Raw genomic sequence first — 21,764 nt, 5'->3', positions numbered from 1 at the left:
CCAGGCACCCTGCGGGGTCAGCCGGCGGGTACGGCGTTCGCCACGTCGGCGGCCACGGCCCGGTCGAACTCCTCGGCCACCAGCACCATGTTGACGATGCCGCCGGCCATGGAGCCGGCCGCACTCGAGACCGGTACGGTCGCGCCGGCGTTGACGACGTTGCCCGCTGCCCAGACCCGATGGATCGACGTCTTGTACATCTCGTCGACGGCCAGCCCGGCACCCATCGGGCTCTCGGTCCGGGCCGGGTCGAGGTGGGCCAGGAAGTCGTCGTGGAACGCCGGTTGACCCTGGGTGAAGATCGCGTCGACCCCGACGACCCGGCCATCGGCCAACCGGACCCCGGTCATGGTGGCCCCGTCGCCCAGCACCTCCACCACCGGCTCGGTCACGATGTCGATCCCACGAGACAGCAGCCGTTGCTCGACGTCGGGCTCCAACGGGTCGGAGCCGCCGGCGAGGAGGGTGATCCGGTCACTCCACTGCCGGACCAGTTGGACCTGGTGCAAGGCCATCGGACTGGCCGCCAGGACGGCGAGGCGCTTGTCGCGGACCTCCCAGCCGTGGCAGTACGGGCAGTGCAGGACCATACTCCCCCATCGTTCGGCCAGGCCGGGGATGTCGGGCAGCCGGTCGCTCATCCCGGTGGTGGAGAGGTTGACGACGCTGCGGCCGGTCTCGATGGCGCGCATGCGCGCGAACGCAAGCTGTTGCAGGTTTTCATCGGTGTCGCGAAAGTCGGCGTTGTTCGTCTGGAACATGAGCACCTGGGCACCGCTGTGCGCGCCTTCGTGAATGACGTCATCGAAGGCCACGTCGAAGCAGATCGCCAGTCCCACCTCTACGCCGTCGACCTCGATGGCGGGTGTGTCGACGCCGGCGGCGTACTCGCGTTCTAGGAGGTCTACCAGGCTGGGCACGAGCGCGCCGTAGAACCGCCGGTCGGGCACGTACTCGCCGAAGGGGACGGGATGGCGTTTGGCGTGCGCGGCCGTCGGCCCGCTCGAGGTCCAGAGGAAGGAAGTGTTGTAGACGAGGTGGCCGTCTGCCGCGGCGGCGTTGAGCAGGATCGGGGCGTCGTATCGGGCGGCTGCATCGTCGAGCGCGTGAGCGGTGGCCTCGTCGGCGAGGGGATCACTGTCGACGCCGCCCTCGGGCCAGAGCACGATGTCGACCTGTTCGTCTTCGAGAGGGGCGGAAGCGGCGAGCTGAGATTCCAGGACCGCGCCCGGTTCGTGCTCATCGACGTACGCGGCGGGGCCGTTGCCCTGCACAGCGCCCACCCGGATGGTGCCCGCGTGACTGGTCGGGAACTGCGGCACCAGGACCATCACCGCTGCGAGACCGAGCACGGGGATCGACGCCGCCCACGAGGCGAGAGGTGTTCTCGGGTGCTCGGTGGCGTTACCGCGTGCCGGTTGCGCGCGCACGATCCAACGGACTGCTTCGATCGCGGCGGCGCACACGGCGACCATCAGGGAGCCCAGGCCGGAGACGCCGACCCATGACGCGACCGGAGCGATCGGGCTTTCCGATTGGCTCATCGCCACCCGTCCCCACGGGAATCCGCCGTAGGGCCAGGAGCCCATGATGAGTTCGCGGATCGTCCAGGCTCCCGCTACCAGCAGCGGCAGCGCCAGCAGCCGCATCGCGAAGGCGTTGCGCCGGCGCGGCAGCCATCGGTAGGCGAGGGCGATCGGCACCGTCAGCACAGCCGTGTAGATCGTCAGCGCGCCAGCCAGGGCCACCCACGGGACCCAGCTCAGCGGATGCTCCCCGAGAAACTGCGCCGACCAGGACACGTGAGGAAACCAGAACGCTGCGCCGAAGACTGTCCCGACCAGCAGCGCCCCCCAGGACCGTCGCCCGATGAGAGTGACCAGGGACAACGTCACCGAGACGAACGCCAGCGGCCACCACCCGAGTGCGGGGAACGCCGCATCCATCGCGAGCCCGGCCACGCCGGCGACTGGCATCGCGGCCCATAGCGGCAAGGGCGCAGTCTCGGACGCCCGCGTCCGCGTGTCGGCCGATGTCTCGACTCTGAGCCCGGAAATGATGCGCTCCCTGTTCTAGCGAGGGTCGGACGCCTGCATTTGCGCGCGCACGTGGTCCATGTCGAGGTCGCGGATTTTGCCGATCAGGTCGTGGAGCGCTTTGGCCGGGAGCGCTCCGGGCTGGGAGTAGACCAGGACGCCGTCTTTGAAGCCCATCAGCGTGGGGATGGAGGTGATCTGTGCGGCGGCGGCCAGGGATGCCTGGGCCTCGGTGTCGACCTTGGCGAACAGGATGTCGGGATGCTCGGTGGACGCGGCCTCGAAGACGGGGGCGAAGCTGCGGCATGGTCCGCACCAGGCGGCCCAGAAGTCGACCAGCACGATGGGATGGTCGGTGATGGCGGCTGAGAATGCGTCTTCGGTGAGGTCGATGGTTGTCATGAGGGTGGGGCTCCGGAGTCTGGTCGGCGACGGTGTGTTGTGAGGTGAAGTGGTTCAGCCCGGGGTCGGCCGGGCTAGGCCGAAGGGACAGTTGAGAGCGGTCAGCCGGCAGACGAGGACGAGGACCACCGTGATGAGTCCGAGGCCTCCGGCGGCGATCGCCCAGGCCGGCGGCAGTTCGATCACGAGCACGAGCGTTCCGGTGAGCAGGACGAAGACGCCGAAGACCTTCTGGAGGACGTCGGCTGGTATGCGTCCTGACAGGCGCGCACCGAGGAGCGCTCCGAGCACGGCCATCGCAGTGACCGCGGCCACCAGGGGCCAGTCGAGGGTCACCGTGGTCAGGTAGCCGGCGAGTCCGGCGAAGGACTTCATCGCGATCACCAGCAGTGAGGTGCCCACGGCCACCGGCATGCTGAGGCCGCCCAGCAGCACGAGGGCGGGGACGATGAGGAAGCCGCCGCCGGCGCCGACGATCCCGGTGATGAGGCCGACGACGATGCCTTCGAGCATGGTCCGCAGCATCGGCAGCGAGTGGGCGCGCTCGGTCCCGGCATCGGCCGTGGGTTGGTCGGTGTGGCGCCTGGGCTTTCTGGTGACCATCGCGATCGCGGTGGCGATCATCATGATCGCGAAGGCCACCATCAGCACGGCACCGGGGAGCTGGCCTCCGATGAGTCCTCCGGCGAAGGCGCCCACCATGCCAGCGGCTCCGAAGATGAGCCCGGTGCGCCATCGGACTCGACGGTGCCGGGCGTGCACGACGAGGCTGGACAGCGAGGTCACGCCGACGATCAGCAGCGAGGCCGCGATGGCCTCTTTCGGGGGCATGCCCGCGATGTAGGTGAGCAGCGGGACGGTCAGGATCGACCCGCCACCGCCGAGCGTCCCTAGCGCGAGCCCGACGCTCACGGCGAGCACGAGGGTGAGGATCAGGGTGCCGCTCACTCGTGCTCACCGGGCATCGTGGTTGGTGCTGCGGGTCGTGACGCCGACCGTGCCGATGCCGGTCCAAGATGCGGGGTCGTTGCGGTTGAACGCCGTCGGAACGTCGGAGCACGCCAGGGCATCACAGTTCCTGGGTCGCGACCGGGATGGATGCGATCGCGCTCCGTGCGGTGGGGCTGGCCGTGACCTTGTTCCAGGGCATGCGGGAGAGGATGCGGCCCATCAGGCAGGAGCCGGTGAGCGCCGCGACGACGAGCCCGGCGCTGAGCGCGAACGCGATGAATCGGGACTCCGGCCACAGGAACTCGGCCACGAGCAGGCTCACCAGGACGATCAGCCCGGCCGTGAACCGCACCTGGCGCTCGATGTCCCAGCGAGCTGCGCCGCGGACCACCTGGCCGCCAGCGGCCTCGAAGGCGGGCACGCCGCCGGTGAGCACGTTGGCCGTCCGCACGCCGGCGGCAGCGAGATGCTGCTGGGCCTGGGTGGCGCGGTTGCCGGACTGGCACACCAGCACCGCGCGGTGCCCGAGCCGCTCTGCCAGCTCCGAGGCATGTTCGGTCAGCAGCGGCAGCGGGACGTTGTACGAGCCGTGGATATGGAGGGTCTCGAACTCGGCCGGGGACCGCACGTCGATGATCGTGAGGTCGTCGTGAAGCTGACGCCACTGGGCGAGCTCCTCGGCGGTGATCGTTCGGAGTTCAGCGGAGGGATTGGTCATGGGGTGGTTCCTCGTCAGGTCTGGCCGCGGGGAGCGGAGATGCGAACGGAAGGGGCTGGGGCCGACCGCACGTCGGAGGATGCGAGCGGTCTGCTGTGCGTCAGGCCAGCGCGGTCTCGCTGGTGGTCTCCTGCCATGCGCGCCAGGCGTTGTAGCTGCCGTCGAGTTCTACGACGTCGTGCCCGGCGCGTCGTAGGGCGCTGGCGGCGACGGTGTTCCGCATCCCGGACTGGCAGTAGGTCACGATCGTGCCGGAGCGCGGCAGCTCGTCTTGGTGCCAGAGCACGCGCGCGGCGCTGAGCTGTGTGGCGCCGGGGATGTGCCCGGCGGCGTACTCGCCGCGCTGGCGCACGTCCAGCAGCAGCGCGGCATCGAAACCTGCCAGCTCGGCCGGCTCGATGAGGGGCGGGACGAACCGAGGAAGCCCGTCGATGGTGGTGACGTAGCCGGCGGTCTGGTCGATGCCGACCCGCAGCAGCCGATCCGCGATCGCCTGGGCGGCGGGCTGGTCCTCGGCCAGCAGCACCAGCGGACGCGAGTCGGTCTCGGGATCGTAGGCCCAGGCGGCGTAGGTGGCGGTCTTGGGGCCGTCGGGGATGTTGAGCGAGCCGGCAACGGTGCCCTGATGGGCCTGCGCCGGCGGGCGGGTGTCGACGAAGGTGATCTCGTCGGCCTCCAGCCGCCGCGCCACCTCCGCTACGGCCAGCTCTGGCACCGGGCCGCGCTCGCCCAGCACGGCGGGACCCTCGCGGTTCTGCTTCTTCATCCTCGCGAAGTAGGCGTGCGCGTCGGGCTGCCCGTCGAGCAGCTCCTCGATGAACCCCTGCTCGTCGTCGGCAGCCAGGTGGCGACTCCACCACGCGTGGGCGCGCTCGTAGCCGACCGTGGTCGAGGGCAGCGCTCCGAGCGCCTTGCCGCACGCACTGCCGGAGCCGTGCCCCGGGTGGACCTGGACATGATCCGGCAAGGTCAGGAACACCTCACGCAAGCTGCTGAACAGTTGCCGCGCGCCCTCGAAGCGCGTGTCGACCCCACCCGCGGCCTCGTCCAGCAGGTCGGGGCGGCCCAGGTCCCCGGCGAACACGAAGTCGCCGGAGATGAGGTAGCCGGGCTCGCTGGCGAAGGCACCATCGGTGACCAGGAACACCAGGTGCTCAGGAGTGTGACCAGGCGTGTGCCGGGCCTGGATCGTGATGTTGCCGATCGTGATCGTGTCGCCGTCGTACAGACGCCGGGCGTCGAAACCGTACTGCCAGTCCGCGCCGCCCTCGCCGGAGACGTAGACCTCGGCGCCGACCGCCGCAGCCAGCTCGCGCGTCCCGGACAGGTAGTCAGCGTGGATGTGGGTCTCGGTCACTGCGACGATCCGCATGCCGTGCTTGGCCGCGAGCGCCAGGTAGTCCGCGATGTCGCGGCGCGCGTCGATCACCACCGCCTCGCCCTTGGCCTGGCAGCCGATGAAGTACCCGGCCTGCGCCAGGTCCTCGTCGTAGATGCGTTCGAGAAGCACTGTTCATCCTTCCGTCGATGCCATTGATACCCCTGGGGGTATTTTTACCGTCTCATACCCCCTGGGGTATTTCAAGTCGAGTGTGCGACCCGAGCGCCCACGATCGACATGCCCGCGTGGCTGGCCGTCGGAGAGGACTCGTTCAGAGGGGACTCAGCGATCGTCGCCACCAGGTGCCGTCGTTCCTGGAGGAGGAGTGCAGCGCCGTTGATGGTGATGTGGGTGGGCACGATGATCGGTCCTTGGCCGTCGGGTTCGTAGGCTTGGGCGACATCACCGGTGAGGACGTTGTGGACCCGGATCGCCCCGTCCTCTCGCAGATAGAGGAAGACGCCGCCGATCGCCGCGATGGTGGTCTCGGCGGCAACAGGCAGGGACCACAGCGGTCGGTCGTCGGCGTCATAGCCGTGCAGGCCGGTGTCGTCCAGGGTGACGAGGGTCCCCGTGGTGGGGTCTACGGCGGCGTCGCGTGCGGTGCTGCTCACGATGCTGCCCTGATCCAGGTCGAGGAGCGCGCCGGTGGTCTCGGAGGTGGCGACGAGCGCGAGCCCGTCTCCCGGTGCAGGGCGCAGGGACGCGCTGATGGACGCCGCCGTCCAGCCGTGCTCGGCGAGGGGGACGCGCCAGAGCTCCTGATCGTCGGCCGTGTCGCGCGCGATCAGAGCGTCCTCGTGGGTGAGCAGCACGATGCCGTGGTACTCGCCGATGATGCGGATACCTTCGGGGCTCGACTCGTCGGCCGCGACGTCTCCGGTGGTGGGGTCGAGCGCGACGCGTGGGCCGGTCTCGCCCATGAAGCCTTCGGGAGGTGCGGCGAAGACCAGGCCGGGGCCTTGGTAGGGGCCGGGCACCTCGACCGGACCCCAGACCCGTTCCCCGGTCGTCAGGTCGTAGGCGGTGGCAGTCGTCGCGGCCAGGGCGTCGGCCGTGGTCTGGAGGTCGCCCAGGATCGCGAGGGCTCGGCCGTGCGCGTCGGTGGTCACGACGAACCCGGTGCAGCTCGCTGGACGTTGCGCGGCCCACAGCACGTCCCCGTGGACGTCCACGGCGGTGAACTCCAGCACACCGTCGCGTTCACCGGCGGCCAGATACACCCCGTCCGCGTACTGCGGAGTGATGTCCCACCCGGGGTCCACGACCTCCAGCTCCTCGAACGGCGTCGGCAGCCGCATGCCCGAGGTGTCCACCACGGGTAGCGACCCATCGACCGAGTAGGGGTCTCTTACGGGCTCGGGCTCGGATGCCCCGCAGCCGGTCACCAGCAGCGCGGCCACGGCGGCGAGGGCAAGGCTGGAGCGTCGCCGGCGCGGCTTCATGACTGTTCCGCGCGGTGCTCGCCCGCCTGGGCGTCAGCGCGAGCGTGGGTACGGCGGCGTCTGGCCCAGAGCAAGAGTGCGATCCCGGCGATGAGGACGACGGCGAGGATGTCCAGGATCGGGTTCGCCAGGATCGCGGTGTTCTCTTGGAGCCAGGCCTGGGCGTCGAGCGGAACCAGTTCGGGAGCGCCGACCAGGCCGTTGGTGGTCCAGAACAGCACCCCGACGCCCACGATCAGCAGCCCGGTGACCACCGAGGTGGTGTGCAGCTCCCGGCCCAGCACGGTGAACGATCGCCCGCGCAGGAATCGGCGTCCACGGGCGCCCAGGCGCTGCCAGAGCGCGGCGATCAGCAGCAGCGGCAGCACCATGCCCGCGCCGTACACGGCGAGCATGACGCCGGCGGCGAGGGTGTCGCCGCGGGCGGCGGCCAGGGTGAGCACGGCGCCTAGGATCGGGCCGGCGCAGAATCCCGCGATGCCACTGGCAGCGCCCAGCAGCACCGTCTTGACGAGTCCGGTCTTGGACGCCGCTTGCGCGTGCAGGTCGGCCCCGGCCGGTAGCAGCCGGGCAGGGTCGAACCCGAACCCGAGCGCCTGTGCCGCGCCGAGGACGACCAGGACCAGCGAGGCGATGAGCACGATCGCCTGCCGGTGGGTCACGAACAGCGTCCCCAGGGCGCCGGCTCCGACTCCCACAGGGACCAGGACGGTCAGCAGGCCGACGTAGAACACGGCTCCGTGCAGCAGCAGCCGGGGGCCGGTGCCGATCGTGGAGGCGAAGAACGCCGGCATCAGCAGCGCCGCGCACGGGCTCAGCAGCGCGAGCGTGCCGCCGGCGAACGCGGCGAGCAGTCCGATGTCCACGCCGCCTCACTCCGCCGCGTCGAGCGCGGTCTGGAACGCCTCCTGGAACACCTCGGTGGGCTGCGCCCCGACGATCGGCTGTCCGCCCAGGATGAAGATCGGGGTGGAGGTGGCGCCGAGGTCGAACCCGAACTGCTGGTTGGCGGCGATCACCTGCGCCGTCTCCTCCGAGCCCAGGTCGGCGGTGAACTGCTCGGTGTCCAAACCGAGTTCGCCCGCCAAGGCGATCAGGGCTTCCTCGCTCAGCTCGCTCTCGGACCTGCGCTCCCCGTCCTCGAACAGGGCGTCGTGGTACTCCCAGAGCGCCCCCTGGAGGGCGGCGGCGTACGAGGCCCGCGCTGCGCGCTCGGACGCGGGACCGAACACGTTGATGTCGCGCCACTCGATCCGCAGCTCCCCGGCGTCGACGTGCTCCATCATCGACGGCAGCGTCTGCTCGCTCCACCGAGCGCAGAACGGGCACTGATAGTCCGAGAACACCACCAGCACCACCGGCGCATCCACGGGCCCGGCAGCGAGCAAATCCGCCTCGTCCCTGGTCTCGGCCGCAGACAGGTCCGGTTGCTCGGGGTTCTGCACCTCCGTCGGCGCGCCGCTATCCGACGGCGAGCCCCCCTCCTCGGCCGTCGTGCCACCCCAGTTCACCGCCACGATCACGGCGATCAGGACAGCAGCCAGCGTCAACACGGCGACCGGCACGACCCATGACGACCTCGAACGGTTCGACGGTTTCGGGCGGTTCGTGGTCTCGGTGGGCATAGGGATTCTCCTGTTACTGTCGCGGGCACCGACCTCTACTATCTCAGATAGTCGACTATGCGTGGTAGTCGAGTCATGTCAGAATGGGTTCCATGACCTCTCCCACGACTCGATCCCGCCAGGGCATCGGCGAAAGCTTCCGGTTGGCGGTCCAGGCGCTTCGAGGGTGGACGGGCCGGCAGGTGCTGGCCGCGATCGCCGCCTCGGCGGTCGTCGCGGTGGTGATCGGGGTGGCGACGGTGCTGATCCCCAACCCGGTGTTCGGTCGAGACATCCCGCCGGTGTGGTGGAACTATCCGGTGTGGCTGGTCACCTCGGTGCTGTCGGGCATGCTGGTCGCCACCTATGTCCGCCCGTACCGCGCCGCCGCATACGAGCAGCAGGCGAACGTGGTCAGCGAGGACGGCAGCACCGCCACCGACGCGGCCGATGAGGCGCAGGCGCGGCGCAGCAGCCGGATGGGGATGGCCGGCGGCATCCTGGCGTGGTTCGCGGTGGGGTGCCCGGTGTGCAACAAGCTCGCCTTGCTGGCGCTGGGGTACTCGGGAGCGATCACCTGGTTCACCCCCGTGCAGCCGTTCCTCGCGCTCGGCGCGCTGATCCTGACCGGCGTCGCCCTGGTGTGGCGACTACGCGGGCAGGTCGCGTGCCCGGTCCGCCCCGAGCCAGTGGCGGTCGCGTCATGAACGTAGGCGGTGAGCGCTCGGGTGATCTGCTGCGCCTAGGGGCGTTGGAAGCGCAGGTGATGGACGTGCTGTGGGACCACGGCCCGGCCACTGTGCGCGAAGTGATCGAGCACCTGCCCTCCGATCCCGCCTACACCACCATCGCGACCGTGCTCACCAACCTGGACCGCAAGCGACTGGTGACCATCACGAGGCAGAACCGGTCCACCCGGTACAGCGCCAAACTCAGCAGGCACGAGCACGCCGCGGGGCTGATGGAGCAAGTGCTAGAGGCCAGCCGCGACCGGGCCGCCTCGATCCTGCAGTTCGTGGACTCGATGCCCGAGAACGACCTGGACCTGCTACGCGACTACCTGGAACGCCGCGACCGGGGAGACATGCCGTGACCGCGGGCATCCTCACGATGGCTCTGTGCACCGGACTGGTGGCGCTGGCAATGCTCGGGCCGGCCCTGCTGCGGCACGCGGCCCCCGCTCTGGTGCGGGTCCCGCGCCTGGCGATCGTGGTCGTCGCCGGCGGCATCGGGGTCTGGCTGGTCACGCTGCTGGCGATCGGCCCCGTGCTGGCCTGGGCCGGAGCCGGCCCCGCGCTGCTGCCCGAACGCGCGGCCGAGGTCTGCCAACGGTGCCTGAGCGCCGCGAACCCGTTCGCCGCCGACACCACCGACACCCTGGTCCCCGCGGTGCTGCTGCTCGCCCTGCCGGTGGCGCTGGCCCTTGCCCTGGGAGCAGGTCTTGCCCGCCAGATGTCCCGGCGTAGCTCCCGTTCCCGGCACGCCGCCCGCACGCTGCTGCACGGCGCGCGGCGGCAGCTCCTGCATGGACACGAGGTGGCACTGGTCGACGCCGAGCACCCGTTCGCGCTCACCTTCCCGGCCCGTCACGGCGGGATCGTGCTCTCCACCGGCGCGGTGCGCGCGCTGGAGCCGGGCGAGCTGGCCGCCGTGCTGGCCCACGAGCACGCCCACCTGCACCAACGCCACCACCTCATCACCGCGCTGGTGGACAGCATCGCCGCCTACCTTCGGTGGGTGCCACTGATCCGCGCTGCCGCCGACGCGCTGCCGCACTACCTGGAGATCGCCGCGGACGACCAGGCCCGCCGTCACGCAGGAACCCCGGCGCTGGTCAGCGCCCTGGTCAAGCTCGGCGAACGCACCCACCCCGCCATGCCGCAGCACTCCTGCCCGGTCGCCCTCCACGCCGCCGGTCCCGAACGCATCCGCCACCTCGTCCACCCCAGCGCCGGGCTGGCGGGCGCCCTGCCCGCCGTCGCGATCGCCGCATATCTGGTCGGCATGGCCGCCCTTGCCGCCGCCGTCCACCTGCCCTACGTCTCGGCCGCCCTCACCGGCTGCGCCACCTGACCCCGGCCAGAACAAGAGAGAACAACCAAGCAATGGATGAGAATCCTCGTGAGGTGATCCTGCACGTGGCCGACGACCCCGCCGACGTGCAACGGGCGCTGGACGCCGCCGCCGGACTCCACGCCGCCGGCCTGGGAGTGCGGGTGCGGGTGATCGTCAACGGCCCGGCACTGGCCGGCCTGACCGGCACCGATGCCGTGCAGGTGCCCGAGCACACCGAGGTGGCCGCGTGCAGCGTCGGGCTCGGACGGCGCGGCATCGACCCCGGCGAGCTGCGACCCGAGGTCGGCACGGTCCCCTCCGCGGTCACCGCGATCGTCCATGCGCAACTGGCCGGCGCCGCCTACATCCGCATCTGACCGGACCAGAAGGTGGCAGATGGAGCGCCGATGAGGACCATCGGGTTGCTGCACGGGATGAGCAGCGTCGCGACGGTGGACTACCGCCGGATCAACGACCGCGTGAACGAGCTGCGTGGCGGGCACGAGCGAGCCGAGCTGGTGCTGTCCAGCGTGAACTTCGGCGTCATCGAACGATGCGTGCGCGCCGAAGCCTGGGATGAGGCCGGACAGTATCTGGCAGGCAAAGCCCGGGGCCTGCAGCGGGCGGGAGCGGACTTCATCGCCTGCGGGAGCAACACCATGCACCGGGTCGCGTCCGTCATCGAGGCGGCGATCACCGTCCCGTTCCTGCACATCGCCGATGTGGTCGCGACCGCGGCGGCCGATCTCGGGGTGACCCGGCTGGGACTGCTCGGCACCGCGCCGACGATGGAACAGGACTTCTACCGGGGAAGACTCGAGGACGCGGGCTTCACTGTGCTGACCCCGGAGCCCGTCGACCGGGCCACGGTCGATCAGATCATCTTCGACGAGCTGACCAGGCACGTGTTCCGGCCAGAGTCTCGGGAGACCTACATCCGGGTCATGACAGACCTCCACGCGGCCGGGGCCGAGGCGATTGTGCTCGGATGCACCGAGATCATCCTGTTGGTCGGCCCCGACGACGTGCCGGGACTGCCGCTGCTGGACTCGACCACGCTGCACGTCGAAGCCATCGTCCAGACCGCGATGTCCCGCGGCTAAGCCGCCCCACAGCGGGTCCGCCGCGCCGGGACGAGCCGGTCACCGGCGTTGGAGGAGAAGTACCCCGTCGGTCAGCTCGGCGGCCTCGCCGGAGGGGGCGGTGGCGTGTCGGGTGTGCGTCTGGATGCTCAGGACGAGCCAGTCGTGCTCGTTGAGGTTCAGCTCCACGAACTGTCGTGCCGGGCTGGAAAAGCTGTGCGCGGGATGATCCGCCGCGTCGACCCAGGGTGGGGGTGCGGCGTGGGAGAGGACCACGAGGTGACCGCCGGCGCGCACCGTGGCGGCTGCGCGTTGCAGGATCGCGATGCGCGGGAGCGGGACAGGCGAGTGCAGGAAGCTGGCGGTCACCAGATCGTAGGGGCCGTCGTCCGGCTCCCACCGTGCCAGGTCGGCGGTGACGAACCGGGTGGCCGCGCTGGCCTGTTGACGCTGAGCCTCGCGGCGTGCGCGCGCGGTCGCGGTGGCGGAGATGTCCACGCCGGTGACGATCCAGCCCTGGGTGGCGAGCCAGATCGCGTCGGCGCCCTCCCCGCACCCCAGATCCAGCGCTTTCCCCGGAGCCAAGTGCTGCACAGCGTTGACCAGGCCAGGGTTCGGGCGGCCCGACCACACGCGCTCGGCGTCCCGGTAGCGGCCCTCCCAGAACTCCTGAGGATTCTGAGAGGGCGAGTCGTGGCGCGTGGCGCCTGTCATCGTCCGAACAGGCGGGCGAAGAACCCGCCCGTCGCGGGCGCCTTCTCCTTGTCGTGTCCGGGGCACCACTGGCCCGCCGGCACGGTGCGCTTGACCTCGGCGATGTGCTGGCCGCAGCCGGCCCAGGTGGTCTTGCCGCAGGTCTTACAGGTCACAGCTCGGCACATGGATTGCTTCTTCCTTCGAGGGCTGTCTGTCGGTTGGTCGAGAGGATCGCTCGTTCAGGCGAGCGTGAGGAACAGCTTCTCCAGCTCCTCGGTAGTGATGTCGTCGGCACGGTTGGTGCCGTCGGGGTTGGCGATGCAGTCCTTCATCGCGGTGGCGATGATCGCGAACCCGGCACGGTCAAGCGCCGCGGAGACCGCCGCGAGCTGGGTCACCACCTCCCGGCACGACCCGCCGCCTTCGACCGCGTCAATGACGGCGTTGAGCTGGCCGCGGGCGCGGCGGAGCCGGTTGAGGATGCGGCGCTGGGCGTCGAGGTCACTCGTGGACATGAGAACTCCTGTTCGGGACGGGGGCGCTCGTCAGGTCGACGTGCTGCCGGGCATCGGGGATGTCGAGTGGGTGCTGCGGCGTCTGAGACTGCCGACGAGTGGTGAGCCAGTCCGTCGGGCATGTTCCCGTGACCGCCATGACCGCGATGATGGTGGCCATCACGCCGGCGGCCACCGCGATCACCGGGTCCGTCGACAGCATGGATGCACCGAACGCGCCGACGATCAGGGCGACGGCTCCACGGCTCAGCCGCCCCCATACGCCGGCGCGACATGCCGGGGCGCAGGTGAGCTGTTGGTCAGACATAGGCGAAACTCCTCCGACTGTCAGGAACGCCGTCGAGCGGGTGGTCGGCCCAAAAACCCAGGATCAGCACCGAGCTCTCCTCGACCACCCGGGCCGGGTTCTCTCGCCTGATCTCGGTCGCACCCATGACTCGAATATACCCCCAGGGGTATCTCGATCTCAACTCTGTCATCGCAGCGTCGCGAACGAGGTCTCCGGGACAGAGGCAAGCGGACTCGCCGCTCGGTTGTGCAGCGCCCGCCGATCGCTCCTCGCGCAGCCCACTCCTCTCGGGCCGCGCGGGCCGCAGAGGTCACGGGCCGGTCGGGGGGCGGCTACCTCACGGCGTCCGGCGAAGACCGGCTGAATGATACGACTATGCTAGATAGTAACTATGATGGATAGTCGAGCATGGGCTTGGTCGACGCGCGGAACGGGGTTCGGAGCATGCGGGAGACAGTCGGACGGAGCAAGCAACCGCCGCGGCGCTGGCATGGGACCCTCAGCGCGGCGGCGGGGACGGTCCTCGTCCTCGCTGGCGGGGCGGTGCTGGTAGGCCTTCTCGCCGCGCCGGAGCGGGTCGAGTATGTGTACGGGACGGTGAAGACGGCGGTGACGGGAAGCATCCATGCCGCGCGGGAGGACGCGTTCGGAGACCTGCCCACCGTGGACTTGGGCGCCGCGGGTGGCGTGCACGAACTAGACGGCTGCGACGGAACGTTCACGGAGATGAGTTCCTACGAGCGGGAGGGTGTTCCACCGGTATGGGCAGCCCACAACAACTGTCAAGGCGACGTCCTGCTCCCCTGGGAGATAGGCCAACGGGTGCAGGTCGAGGGCAGCGATCAAGTGTATGAAGTGGTTGATATCCGCCACACGCCAAAGACCTGGGCGACCACCGATGACCTACTTGGCCTCGACGGTTCATTCACCTTGCAGACATGCTTCTACGGCGAGGACCGGATGAAGTTCGTTGGGCTCGAACCGGTCGATTAGTCGCGGGATTGTCGAGACCCGCCCGTCGCGCAGTCCTCAGCGCGGTCCGTCTGGTGCCCGCGAAAGAGGTGGTCAGGAATCCCATCCCAGGAATGCGGTTGATGAGCCCGAATCGGTCGCCGCGTTGAACCAACACGAGTCCTGCAGTCTCCGCGGTTTCGCGCCCATCCTCGCCCGGAACCGCATCATCGTCCAGCCGGTCGGGCCGTTGGCCTACGACTGCGTTCAGGTCATCGTCGTTCGCGATGGAAGCGCCATCCTGTTTAGCGAGTTCAAACAGAAGTTGGTCAAGTTTGGGGACGTGATTCTCCTGGGGGCCAACACACTGCTTGGGGGTGAACCCGAGGGTCGTGCAACTGTGACGACGGTCTATCTCGATACCGACTACTTGATCGACCAGATTTTCTGGCAACACGTCGGCATATTACGGGACCGCCTCGACGCGCAGTGCTTTGCCGAGAATATGTATGCCGAGCCTGCGCAGGTACTTAATATCGGCGAAGATCGAGCGAGTATGCTGATGCCGCATCTCGATGAGCTGGTTGCTCTCAGTATCGATGGCCAATTCGCGGAGAACTTCAATCGAATGCAGGCATTGTGGTTCAGCATCGCTCATGTCGTGACTCCCTTTATCAAGACCTCACCGATCCGTACATCCCCGACGCAGCGCGCGACCGCGATACCCTCGCTACCTCGTGTTCGTCGGTTTGCGCCGTTGCGCACAGAAGCGCGCAAGGTCGCTGAACTCTTACGGACGGACCCGGCGCGGCGTTGGTCCGTGTCGGACTTGGCAGATGAAGTACATCTGTCGAAGTCACAGGTCAACCGCATCTTCGTTGAGGCGTACGGGAAGTCACCGATCGCTTACCTGACCATGCAGCGAGCCGAGCGGATGGCGCATCTTCTACGCACGACGTCCCGCTCTGTTGCGGCGATCGCTCAGGAGGTGGGCTGGAGCGATCCTGACTTCGCCGCTCGCCAGTTTCGCCGCGGCGTCGGCCTTACTCCCAGCGACTACCGGACGATGCATCGGGTGACGTCCACGCAAGCGGCCGGGTGAAGGACGCATCTGTCCGGGTGATAGCCGGGGACTGCTGCACGATCAGGTGACGGGTTGGGTCACGCAGCCTGAGTAGCTGGCGTGGTCATGATGGTCTCGAACTCGATGGGGGTCAACCGTCGGAGGGAGGGCTGTCGACGGCGTCGATGATAGGTCCTCTCGATCCAGCGCACGATCGCGATCCGCAGCTCCTCACGAGTCACCCACGCGCGGCGGTCCAAGACATTCTTCTGCAGCAGCGCGAAGAAACTTTCCATGGCCGCGTTGTCACCGCACGCACCGACGCGGCCCATGGATCCGACCAGGTCGTGGCGATTGAGGGCGTGGACGAACTTCCGAGACCGGAACTGGCTTCCTCGGTCGCTGTGGACCACACACCCGGCCACATCGCCACGACGGGCGACCGCGTTGCTGAGCGCGGCAACGGCAAGCCGGGACTTCATCCGTGAGTCGATGGAGTAGCCCACGATCCGATTGGAGTACACGTCCTTGATCGCGCACAGGTAGAGCTTGCCCTCGGCTGTCCAGTGCTCGGTGATGTCGGTCAGCCACAACTCGTTGGGACCCTCAGTCTGGAACTCATGCCGGGTCACACCGTGCTTGTCGACCACAGCGCACAAGTCGTCGTGGACCGGCGGGCCGGGCTTCTTCGTCTTGCCTCGTGTGGGTTTGCCGAACACCGACCACCAGCTGTTCTGCGAACAGATCCGCCACGCTGTCCGCGCGGCCATCGCCACGCCGGCCTCCTTGGCTTCATCGAGCAGGAACCGGTAGCCGAACTCCGGGTCGTCGCGGTGGGCGTCGAACAACGCGTTGGCGCGGTAGGCCTGCTCGAGTTCGGTGTTGGTGACCGGGTGGGTGACCCAGCGGTAGTACGGCTGCCGAGCAAGATTGAGCACCCGGCACGTCACCGTGACGGGGATCCCGTCGCCGGCCAGCTCGCGGACGAGCGGGTACATCATTTTCCCGGCAGATTCGCCTGCGACAAGTAAGCGGCCGCACGGCGCAGAACCTCGTTCTCCTGCTCCAGGAGCCGGATCCGCTTCTTCGCCTCACGCAACTCGGCGTTCTCATTCGCGGTGACGCCCGGCTTCACGCCGTCCTCGACATCAGCCTTCCTCATCCACGAATACAAGGTCGTGAAGTGGATGCCGAAGTCCTTCGCGATCTGGGAGAGCTCGACTCCGGGCTCACGGTTCCTCGCGACACGGACCACGTCGTCGCGGAACTCCTGGGGGTAGGGCTTGGACACGGTGAACATCCTTCCAGCCCAACCACTTGGTTAGGCAGATCGGTTGTCACCTATCCGTGCAGCAGTCCCCACCTCTCCCGTCTTCGGGACTGCTATCGACTCGTCGCTACCTTCTCGAAGTTGACGGATTGACCGTCTGTTCGCCTCGTCATGGTGGTCCCTCGGGTGCGGGTTTTCGCCTAGGAACCAGAAGTGCCCTGCAACTTGATCTGCCGCACGGAGGTCGTCGGTGGTTCCCTCGTGGTCGGCGATCTCGGCGTCAAGACGTTCTTTGACTCCTTGGCTGTAGGTGCGGAGTTCAAGGGCAGCGATCGCGATGGCGTAGAGCAGTACCAACTCGCTCGCGTAGTAGTCGTAGTGAGGAGTCGCTCCGTCGAGGTTGCGGCCATAGAGCCGTAGATCGCTGTTCGTAACAGGGTGCGCGTAGCTGGATAGGAACCTGTAGTGAACGCTGAGCCGCCCCGAATCGGCAGCGTCGATGAGTCCGTTCTCTTCGAGGTTCTCTACGAGCGCAGACCACCGGAGGTACACGAACCAGCGCGCTTCGTTTTCACTAGCGCGACGTCGTAGTTCGTCCTTCGTGAGGAAGCCATCATCCTCTTGGTCAGCAGGCTTTCCCAGGAGACCGTCGTACTCATCGATCAGGAAGTAGTAGATGCTCAGCTTTTCCTGGTCGCCGTGCTCATCGGGTGTCGAGAGTAATCCCCGCCATCGGATGGTGACGTCACCCTTCTTGGTACGTGTCCAGGTGTGGATGTTGGCAGCCCAGTCGGCGCCTGCCTCTCGTTCCCGTTGCCAGTCTTCCCACGTCTCGTCTGAGACCGAACGCATGCGCTCCACATACGTGTCGCCGAGGAAGACCAACCAGTCGAAGGCTGCGTGTTCAAGACCGCTTCGGAGCACCGTGAATGCTGGACGTAGAGATGCCTTTCTGACAACTCGATTGCGGAGTCGAGGTATCGTCCCAAGCTCGCTACGCGATTGGCTTTGTCGCCGAACTCGACGTGGAAGGTGTCGTCTCCGAAGTCCATGTTGGAGTTGTCACGACGACCTCGCAGTCGGCGCTCCAACCGGCCCCACACGGCCCGAAGCTCGGCATGCGCGTCATCAGCGGTCACGGTTCCACTCTGCCGCAGTTGCTCGCACTCGGGCGAGCTTCTCGCAGAGAGCCCTCCATCAGGCGCCGGGTGGACGGATCGCACCAACATGACACGGAGCAGATCGCGTGCTCTCGCCCCAGAAGGCTTCTGGTCCCCTTTTGGTCCCCTTATCCACAGGACAGGGGTCGAAGGCCCCCTGTTCGTCCACAGGCGACCACCGGCGAGAGCGCCGGGGGGACCAGAGGGGGACCACGGAAAACGACCCCCGGACATGACGAAGCCCAGGCGAGAAACCTACTCTCACCTGGGCTCTTACGTCGGGCTGACAGGATTTGAACCTGCGACCCCCTGACCCCCAGTCAGGTGCGCTACCAAGCTGCGCCACAGCCCGTGGCATACATCGAGCGCCCATCGGGCGCCCGGCGACACATGTTACTACGTCCGGACCGGTCCTGTCGCACGGCTCCCGTCACAGCAGCCTGCAGCACCCTCCCGAGGTGCCTCCGGGGCACTGCTGGGACGGCCAAAACACGACGCGATCACGACCACCGAAGCATGCTTTACAGTCACCGGAACTTGTGTTCTACTGACTCCGGTCGCGGGCAGACTCCGTCGACGCAGGCATGAATCACAACATGGTCTGGATCAGTTGGCGGGGCAAGGACAGCTCCACGGTGCCACGGGTGGAGGCCCCAGCGCCGGGCACGACGGACGTACACCCAACCGACCCCGGACCGCAATATGGCGGGTTTGACGTGGCCGAACAAGGGGTGTCCGGCCACACGACGCGAGGAATCGTATGAAGCTGGAGAAGTACCTCTTCGTCTACCTGGCGCTGTTGGTGCCGATGGGGCTGTTCATCATCTTCGTCCTGTCGCCGTATGCGCAGGCGGTCTGGTACTCGTTCACCGACTGGGAGGGCTTCACCGCCCAGAAGAACTTCATCGGGCTGGACCAGTACATCAGGCTCTTCCAGGACGAGCGGTTCTACTCGGCCGCACTCAACACCTTCAAGCTGGCGGCCTTCGTTCCGATCATCACGATCGGACTGGCGCTGTTCTTCGCCTCGATGCTCAACTTCGGGTCCTCGTCGCGCCGGATCGGCTTCATCGGCGGCGCCCGGGGCACCGGGTTCTACCGGGTGATCTACTTCTTCCCACAGGTCATGTCGGTGGCGATCACCGCCGTGCTGTGGCAGTCGGTGTTCAACCCGGTCAACGGCATCCTGACCAGCATCGTCCGCTTCCTGGGACTGCCCGAGCGGATCTGGCTGAACGACCCGGAGACCGCCCTCGCGGCCGTCGGCGTCGTGATGATCTGGGGTGGCGTCGGCTTCTACCTGATCATCCTGTCGGCCGCGATGGCCGGCGTCCCGCGGGAGCTGTACGAGGCGGCCATCATCGACGGCGCCTCGAAGTCGAAGCAGTTCTTCCACATCACCTTGCCGGGCATCCGTGAGGCCATCGTGCTCTGCCTCATCTACGCGCTGATCGGCGCCCTCGACGGCTTCGCCCTGGTGCAGATCATGACGATCGGCCCCGGCGGCCCTGACGGTGCCACCACCGTGCTCGGCTACTTCCTGTACGACCAGGCCTTCGTGGCCAGCAACTACGGCTACGCCTCCGCGATCGGTGTCGTACTCGCGATCATGTCGATCGCGATCGCACTGCTCGCCCGGGCATTCGCAACGGAGAAGGGCGCATGACCACCACCAGCATGGAGACCGCGACCAAGGAACTCGCCACCGCCAACAAGCCACGCCGGCGTCGCGGGGGCGACAGTGGCCCCGTCGGCAGCCAGACCACGGCCAGCAAGGTCATGGGCTGGGTGAGCACGATCATCGCCCACGGGTTCTTGATCTTCTGGGCCCTGGTGGTCCTGGTGCCGATGATCTGGGCGCTGATGAACTCGTTCAAGACCAGCGGCGAGATCATGGGCGACCCGTGGGCGCTGCCCGCCGTGCCGCAGTTCGAGAACTACGTCAGGGCGTGGAACACCGCGCAGTTCGGTGACTTCTTCGTCAACACCATCCTGATCGTCGGTGTCTCGTTGATCGCGACGTTGCTGCTCGCCTCACTGGCCGCGTTCGCGTTGGCGAAGTTCCGGTTCCCGGGCCGCGGCCTGGTGTTCGGCCTGATCGTCGGGTCGTTCACCTTCCCGGTCGTGCTGGCGCTGGTGCCGCTGTTCTTCATCATGCAGAACCTCGGCCTGTTCAACTCCCGGATCGGTCTGACGATCGTCTACATCGCGTTCGGCCTGCCGTTCTCGATGTTCTTCCTGACCGCCTTCTTCCGCTCCATCCCCGATGAGCTGATGGAGGCCGCCCGGGTGGACGGGTGCTCGTACTGGGGGACGTTCTTCCGCATCATGTTGCCGCTGGCCAAGCCAGGCCTGATCAGCGTCGGCATCTTCAACTTCATGAGCATGTGGAGCCAGTACATCCTGCCGCTGGTGCTGATCACCGACAAGGACAAGTACGTGCTGGGGCTCGGTGTCGCCAAGCTGTCGGTCGACCAGGGCTACCGGGCCGACTGGGGCGCGCTGTTCGCCGGTATGGTCATCGCCATGGTGCCGGTGCTGATCGTCTACACGGTCTTCCAGCGTCAGGTGCAGTCCGGCATCACCGCAGGGGCCGTCAAGGCCTGAGCAAGCTTGGAGGAGGTTGGACTGGCCGGCAGTCGGCGTCAACGGGGACGAACTGCTTCGTCAGGGGTCGGGGTCGGTGGTGAGAGCCACCGGCCCCGATTCATGTCCTGCCGACAAAGCCCAAGGGGCGTACGGTCAGCGACGTCCGCCGCGGGCCGCCCGTGGCCGGACCTCGATGTGGATCGGGCTGGCGTGGAACCCGAAGTCCTCGCGCAGTCGACGCTCCACGAACCGGACGTACCCGGGCTCCAGCATCCCCGTGGTGAACAGGATGAACCGTGGCGGTCCCGACTGGGGCTGGGTGCCGAACAGGATCCGGGGCTGCTTGCCGCCGCGTACCGGGTGCGGATGGGCGGCCACGATCCGGCCCAGGAACGCGTTCAGCTTGCCGGTGGAGATCCGGGTGGTCCACCCCTCCAGGGCGGCCTCGACGGCGACCCCGATCTTGTCGACGTGGCGCCCGGTGAGGGCGGAGATGTTGACCCGTCCGGCCCAGCCGAACTGCACCAGGTCGCGTTCGATCTCGCGGTCGAGGTAGTAGCGCCGCTCGTCGTCGGTCAGGTCCCACTTGTTGTACGCGATCACCAGCGCCCGGCCGGCATCCTCCACCATGCTGAGGATGCGGAGGTCCTGTTCGGTGACCGGCTCGGACGAGTCGATCACCACGACGCACACCTCGGCACGCTCGATCGCGGCGTGGGTGCGCAGCGAGGCGTAGTACTCGTGACCTGAGGCCTCCTTCACCCGCTTCCGGATGCCGGCGGTGTCGATCAGTACGTACGTCTCGTCGCGGATCTGCACCAACTCGTCGACCGGGTCGACCGTGGTGCCCGAGGCGTCGTCGACCACCACCCGCTTCTCCCCGGCGAGCTGGTTCAGCAGGCTCGACTTGCCGACGTTGGGCTTGCCGACCACGGCGACGCGATGCGGTCCGGACTCCTCCTCGACGACCTCCTCGGCCGGCGGCAGCGCCGCCACCACGACGTCCAACAGGTCACCGGTGCCACGACCGTGCAGCGCCGACACCGGGTACGGCTCCCCCAGCCCGAGGTTCCACATGGTGGCGGCCTCGGCCTCGGTACGGGAGTCGTCGACCTTGTTGGCGGCCAGTACCACCGGCCGCTTCGCCCGTCGCAGCACCTTCACCACGGCCTCGTCGACGTCGGTCGTGCCGACCGTGGCGTCCACCACGAACAGCACCACGTCGGCGGCCATGATGGCGATCTCGGCCTGTTCGGCGATCTGACCGGCCAGCCCTTGGGCCGACGGCGCCCAACCACCGGTGTCGACCAGGACGAACTCACGGCCGATCCACTCGGCGTCGTAGGACACTCGGTCCCGGGTCACGCCGGGCACGTCCTGTACGACCGCCTCCCGGCGACCGATGATCCGGTTCACCAGCGTCGACTTGCCCACGTTGGGTCGTCCGACCACCGCCACGATCGGGCGGCCGGCGGCACGGGTCGGACCGGAGTCCGCAGCTGGGTCGGCGGCCGCGGATGTCGCGGCCGGGGTCGTGTCATTCATCACCGGCCAACT

General features: G+C 67.9%; 25 protein-coding genes and 1 tRNA gene. 9 read left to right on the top strand and 17 right to left on the bottom strand.

Annotation, left to right across the window (positions count from 1 at the left end):
• Positions 1-17: 17 nt before the first annotated feature.
• The 8 genes from lnt to ACQBAU_RS09500 all read right to left on the bottom strand — a co-directional run bounded on the left by lnt (position 18) and on the right by ACQBAU_RS09500 (position 8,498).
• Positions 18-1,976: an apolipoprotein N-acyltransferase gene (gene lnt / locus ACQBAU_RS09535; protein ID WP_465259343.1), complete on the bottom strand. Its 1,959-nt coding sequence runs from the start codon at positions 1,974-1,976 to the stop codon at positions 18-20.
• Positions 1,977-2,072: 96 nt separating this feature from the next.
• Positions 2,073-2,438, bottom strand: coding sequence for a thioredoxin (gene trxA, locus ACQBAU_RS09530; protein ID WP_036542724.1), 366 nt, complete (start codon positions 2,436-2,438; stop codon positions 2,073-2,075).
• Positions 2,439-2,492: 54 nt separating this feature from the next.
• Positions 2,493-3,386, bottom strand: a complete 894-nt coding sequence (locus tag ACQBAU_RS09525; RefSeq protein ID WP_434551319.1) for a sulfite exporter TauE/SafE family protein — start codon at positions 3,384-3,386, stop codon at positions 2,493-2,495.
• Positions 3,387-3,507: 121 nt separating this feature from the next.
• Positions 3,508-4,107: a rhodanese-like domain-containing protein gene (locus tag ACQBAU_RS09520; protein WP_112266844.1), complete on the bottom strand. Its 600-nt coding sequence runs from the start codon at positions 4,105-4,107 to the stop codon at positions 3,508-3,510.
• A 100-nt stretch (positions 4,108-4,207) separates the two neighbouring features.
• Positions 4,208-5,617 (bottom strand): MBL fold metallo-hydrolase, encoded by a 1,410-nt coding sequence (locus tag ACQBAU_RS09515; RefSeq protein WP_434551320.1) that lies wholly within the window; start codon positions 5,615-5,617, stop codon positions 4,208-4,210.
• A 71-nt stretch (positions 5,618-5,688) separates the two neighbouring features.
• Positions 5,689-6,933 carry a hypothetical protein gene (locus tag ACQBAU_RS09510; RefSeq protein WP_434551321.1) on the bottom strand — a complete coding sequence of 415 codons (1,245 nt, stop codon included), beginning with the start codon at positions 6,931-6,933 and terminating at the stop codon, positions 5,689-5,691.
• The gene (locus ACQBAU_RS09505) at positions 6,930-7,799 is read right to left on the bottom strand and encodes a cytochrome c biogenesis CcdA family protein (RefSeq protein ID WP_434551322.1); all 870 of its coding nucleotides are present in this window, start codon (positions 7,797-7,799) and stop codon (positions 6,930-6,932) included. The genes ACQBAU_RS09510 and ACQBAU_RS09505 overlap by 4 nt, the downstream gene beginning before the upstream one ends.
• A 6-nt stretch (positions 7,800-7,805) precedes the next feature.
• The gene (locus ACQBAU_RS09500) at positions 7,806-8,498 is read right to left on the bottom strand and encodes a DsbA family protein (protein ID WP_465256644.1); all 693 of its coding nucleotides are present in this window, start codon (positions 8,496-8,498) and stop codon (positions 7,806-7,808) included.
• A 152-nt stretch (positions 8,499-8,650) separates the two neighbouring features.
• On the opposite strand from ACQBAU_RS09500, the gene ACQBAU_RS09495 reads away from it, so the two are divergent.
• Genes ACQBAU_RS09495 through ACQBAU_RS09475 form a run of 5 tightly spaced genes read left to right on the top strand, consistent with a single transcriptional unit; the run spans position 8,651 to position 11,695 of the window.
• Positions 8,651-9,244, top strand: a complete 594-nt coding sequence (locus tag ACQBAU_RS09495) for a hypothetical protein (protein ID WP_434551324.1) — start codon at positions 8,651-8,653, stop codon at positions 9,242-9,244.
• Positions 9,245-9,303: 59 nt separating this feature from the next.
• Positions 9,304-9,630 carry a BlaI/MecI/CopY family transcriptional regulator gene (locus ACQBAU_RS09490; RefSeq protein WP_465259504.1) on the top strand — a complete coding sequence of 109 codons (327 nt, stop codon included), beginning with the start codon at positions 9,304-9,306 and terminating at the stop codon, positions 9,628-9,630.
• A complete protein-coding gene (locus tag ACQBAU_RS09485) occupies positions 9,627-10,610 on the top strand; it encodes a M56 family metallopeptidase (RefSeq protein WP_465256643.1) in 984 nt (327 codons plus the stop codon). The genes ACQBAU_RS09490 and ACQBAU_RS09485 overlap by 4 nt, the downstream gene beginning before the upstream one ends.
• A 32-nt stretch (positions 10,611-10,642) precedes the next feature.
• Positions 10,643-10,969: a DsrE family protein gene (locus ACQBAU_RS09480; protein WP_434551327.1), complete on the top strand. Its 327-nt coding sequence runs from the start codon at positions 10,643-10,645 to the stop codon at positions 10,967-10,969.
• Positions 10,970-10,999: 30 nt separating this feature from the next.
• Positions 11,000-11,695, top strand: coding sequence for an aspartate/glutamate racemase family protein (locus ACQBAU_RS09475; RefSeq protein WP_434551328.1), 696 nt, complete (start codon positions 11,000-11,002; stop codon positions 11,693-11,695).
• A 39-nt stretch (positions 11,696-11,734) separates the two neighbouring features.
• On the opposite strand, the gene ACQBAU_RS09470 is transcribed toward ACQBAU_RS09475, so the two are convergent.
• The 5 genes from ACQBAU_RS09470 to ACQBAU_RS09450 form a co-directional block, all read right to left on the bottom strand.
• Positions 11,735-12,388, bottom strand: coding sequence for a class I SAM-dependent methyltransferase (locus ACQBAU_RS09470; protein WP_434551329.1), 654 nt, complete (start codon positions 12,386-12,388; stop codon positions 11,735-11,737).
• Positions 12,385-12,543 (bottom strand): hypothetical protein, encoded by a 159-nt coding sequence (locus ACQBAU_RS09465; RefSeq protein ID WP_465259522.1) that lies wholly within the window; start codon positions 12,541-12,543, stop codon positions 12,385-12,387. The genes ACQBAU_RS09470 and ACQBAU_RS09465 overlap by 4 nt, the downstream gene beginning before the upstream one ends.
• Positions 12,544-12,609: 66 nt before the next feature.
• Complete coding sequence (locus ACQBAU_RS09460) at positions 12,610-12,885, bottom strand: metal-sensitive transcriptional regulator (RefSeq protein ID WP_434551331.1); 276 nt, start codon at positions 12,883-12,885, stop codon at positions 12,610-12,612.
• Positions 12,872-13,192 (bottom strand): hypothetical protein, encoded by a 321-nt coding sequence (locus ACQBAU_RS09455; protein WP_434551332.1) that lies wholly within the window; start codon positions 13,190-13,192, stop codon positions 12,872-12,874. Before ACQBAU_RS09455 ends, ACQBAU_RS09460 begins: the two co-directional genes overlap by 14 nt.
• The gene (locus ACQBAU_RS09450) at positions 13,185-13,319 is read right to left on the bottom strand and encodes a hypothetical protein (protein WP_434551333.1); all 135 of its coding nucleotides are present in this window, start codon (positions 13,317-13,319) and stop codon (positions 13,185-13,187) included. Before ACQBAU_RS09450 ends, ACQBAU_RS09455 begins: the two co-directional genes overlap by 8 nt.
• 263 nt (positions 13,320-13,582) lie before the next feature.
• On the opposite strand from ACQBAU_RS09450, the gene ACQBAU_RS09445 reads away from it, so the two are divergent.
• Both ACQBAU_RS09445 and ACQBAU_RS09440 read left to right on the top strand, forming a co-directional pair.
• Positions 13,583-14,167: a hypothetical protein gene (locus tag ACQBAU_RS09445; protein ID WP_465256642.1), complete on the top strand. Its 585-nt coding sequence runs from the start codon at positions 13,583-13,585 to the stop codon at positions 14,165-14,167.
• 124 nt (positions 14,168-14,291) lie between these two features.
• On the top strand, positions 14,292-15,227 hold the full coding sequence (locus tag ACQBAU_RS09440; RefSeq protein ID WP_434551335.1) for a helix-turn-helix domain-containing protein: 936 nt from the start codon (positions 14,292-14,294) through the stop codon (positions 15,225-15,227).
• A gap of 59 nt (positions 15,228-15,286) precedes the next feature.
• Here the strand turns inward: ACQBAU_RS09440 and ACQBAU_RS09435 are convergent.
• From ACQBAU_RS09435 to ACQBAU_RS09425, 3 genes are all read right to left on the bottom strand, one after another.
• A protein-coding gene (locus tag ACQBAU_RS09435; protein ID WP_465256641.1) for an IS3 family transposase occupies positions 15,287-16,479 on the bottom strand; the annotation gives its coding sequence in 2 pieces (ribosomal slippage) (positions 15,287-16,192 and positions 16,195-16,479; 1,191 coding nt in all).
• 30 nt (positions 16,480-16,509) lie between these two features.
• Positions 16,510-17,382, bottom strand: a complete 873-nt coding sequence (locus tag ACQBAU_RS09430) for a hypothetical protein (protein WP_434550475.1) — start codon at positions 17,380-17,382, stop codon at positions 16,510-16,512.
• A 514-nt stretch (positions 17,383-17,896) separates the two neighbouring features.
• Positions 17,897-17,970, bottom strand: a tRNA-Pro gene (locus ACQBAU_RS09425).
• Positions 17,971-18,378: 408 nt separating this feature from the next.
• Here ACQBAU_RS09425 and ACQBAU_RS09420 point away from each other — a divergent pair.
• Complete coding sequence (locus ACQBAU_RS09420; protein WP_434550476.1) at positions 18,379-19,284, top strand: carbohydrate ABC transporter permease; 906 nt, start codon at positions 18,379-18,381, stop codon at positions 19,282-19,284.
• Positions 19,281-20,225 (top strand): carbohydrate ABC transporter permease, encoded by a 945-nt coding sequence (locus ACQBAU_RS09415; RefSeq protein ID WP_434550477.1) that lies wholly within the window; start codon positions 19,281-19,283, stop codon positions 20,223-20,225. Before ACQBAU_RS09420 ends, ACQBAU_RS09415 begins: the two co-directional genes overlap by 4 nt.
• 135 nt (positions 20,226-20,360) lie before the next feature.
• Here ACQBAU_RS09415 and der read toward each other — a convergent pair whose 3' ends face one another.
• A complete protein-coding gene (der, locus tag ACQBAU_RS09410; RefSeq protein ID WP_434550478.1) occupies positions 20,361-21,755 on the bottom strand; it encodes a ribosome biogenesis GTPase Der in 1,395 nt (464 codons plus the stop codon).
• Positions 21,756-21,764: the final 9 nt, after the last annotated feature.

This window comes from Carbonicoccus niuqiaonis, assembly GCF_050157065.1.
Classification (GTDB): Bacteria; Actinomycetota; Actinomycetes; order Propionibacteriales; family Propionibacteriaceae; genus Avipropionibacterium.
Note: the sequence above shows the minus strand (reverse complement) of the source record. Positions and strands in the feature narration are given on the sequence as shown.

Bases quoted from the DNA above. Each gene is read 5' to 3' on its own strand.
- lnt (WP_465259343.1), bottom strand. From the start codon at position 1,976: ATGCCAGTCGCCGGCGTGGCCGGGCTCGCGATGGATGCGGCGTTCCCC.
- trxA (WP_036542724.1), bottom strand. From the start codon at position 2,438: ATGACAACCATCGACCTCACCGAAGACGCATTCTCAGCCGCCATCACC.
- ACQBAU_RS09520 (WP_112266844.1), bottom strand. From the start codon at position 4,107: ATGACCAATCCCTCCGCTGAACTCCGAACGATCACCGCCGAGGAGCTC.
- ACQBAU_RS09510 (WP_434551321.1), bottom strand. From the start codon at position 6,933: ATGAAGCCGCGCCGGCGACGCTCCAGCCTTGCCCTCGCCGCCGTGGCC.
- ACQBAU_RS09495 (WP_434551324.1), top strand. From the start codon at position 8,651: ATGACCTCTCCCACGACTCGATCCCGCCAGGGCATCGGCGAAAGCTTC.
- ACQBAU_RS09490 (WP_465259504.1), top strand. From the start codon at position 9,304: ATGGACGTGCTGTGGGACCACGGCCCGGCCACTGTGCGCGAAGTGATC.
- ACQBAU_RS09480 (WP_434551327.1), top strand. From the start codon at position 10,643: ATGGATGAGAATCCTCGTGAGGTGATCCTGCACGTGGCCGACGACCCC.
- ACQBAU_RS09475 (WP_434551328.1), top strand. From the start codon at position 11,000: ATGAGGACCATCGGGTTGCTGCACGGGATGAGCAGCGTCGCGACGGTG.
- ACQBAU_RS09470 (WP_434551329.1), bottom strand. From the start codon at position 12,388: ATGACAGGCGCCACGCGCCACGACTCGCCCTCTCAGAATCCTCAGGAG.
- ACQBAU_RS09460 (WP_434551331.1), bottom strand. From the start codon at position 12,885: ATGTCCACGAGTGACCTCGACGCCCAGCGCCGCATCCTCAACCGGCTC.
- ACQBAU_RS09455 (WP_434551332.1), bottom strand. From the start codon at position 13,192: ATGTCTGACCAACAGCTCACCTGCGCCCCGGCATGTCGCGCCGGCGTA.
- ACQBAU_RS09450 (WP_434551333.1), bottom strand. From the start codon at position 13,319: ATGGGTGCGACCGAGATCAGGCGAGAGAACCCGGCCCGGGTGGTCGAG.
- ACQBAU_RS09445 (WP_465256642.1), top strand. From the start codon at position 13,583: ATGGGCTTGGTCGACGCGCGGAACGGGGTTCGGAGCATGCGGGAGACA.
- ACQBAU_RS09420 (WP_434550476.1), top strand. From the start codon at position 18,379: ATGAAGCTGGAGAAGTACCTCTTCGTCTACCTGGCGCTGTTGGTGCCG.
- ACQBAU_RS09415 (WP_434550477.1), top strand. From the start codon at position 19,281: ATGACCACCACCAGCATGGAGACCGCGACCAAGGAACTCGCCACCGCC.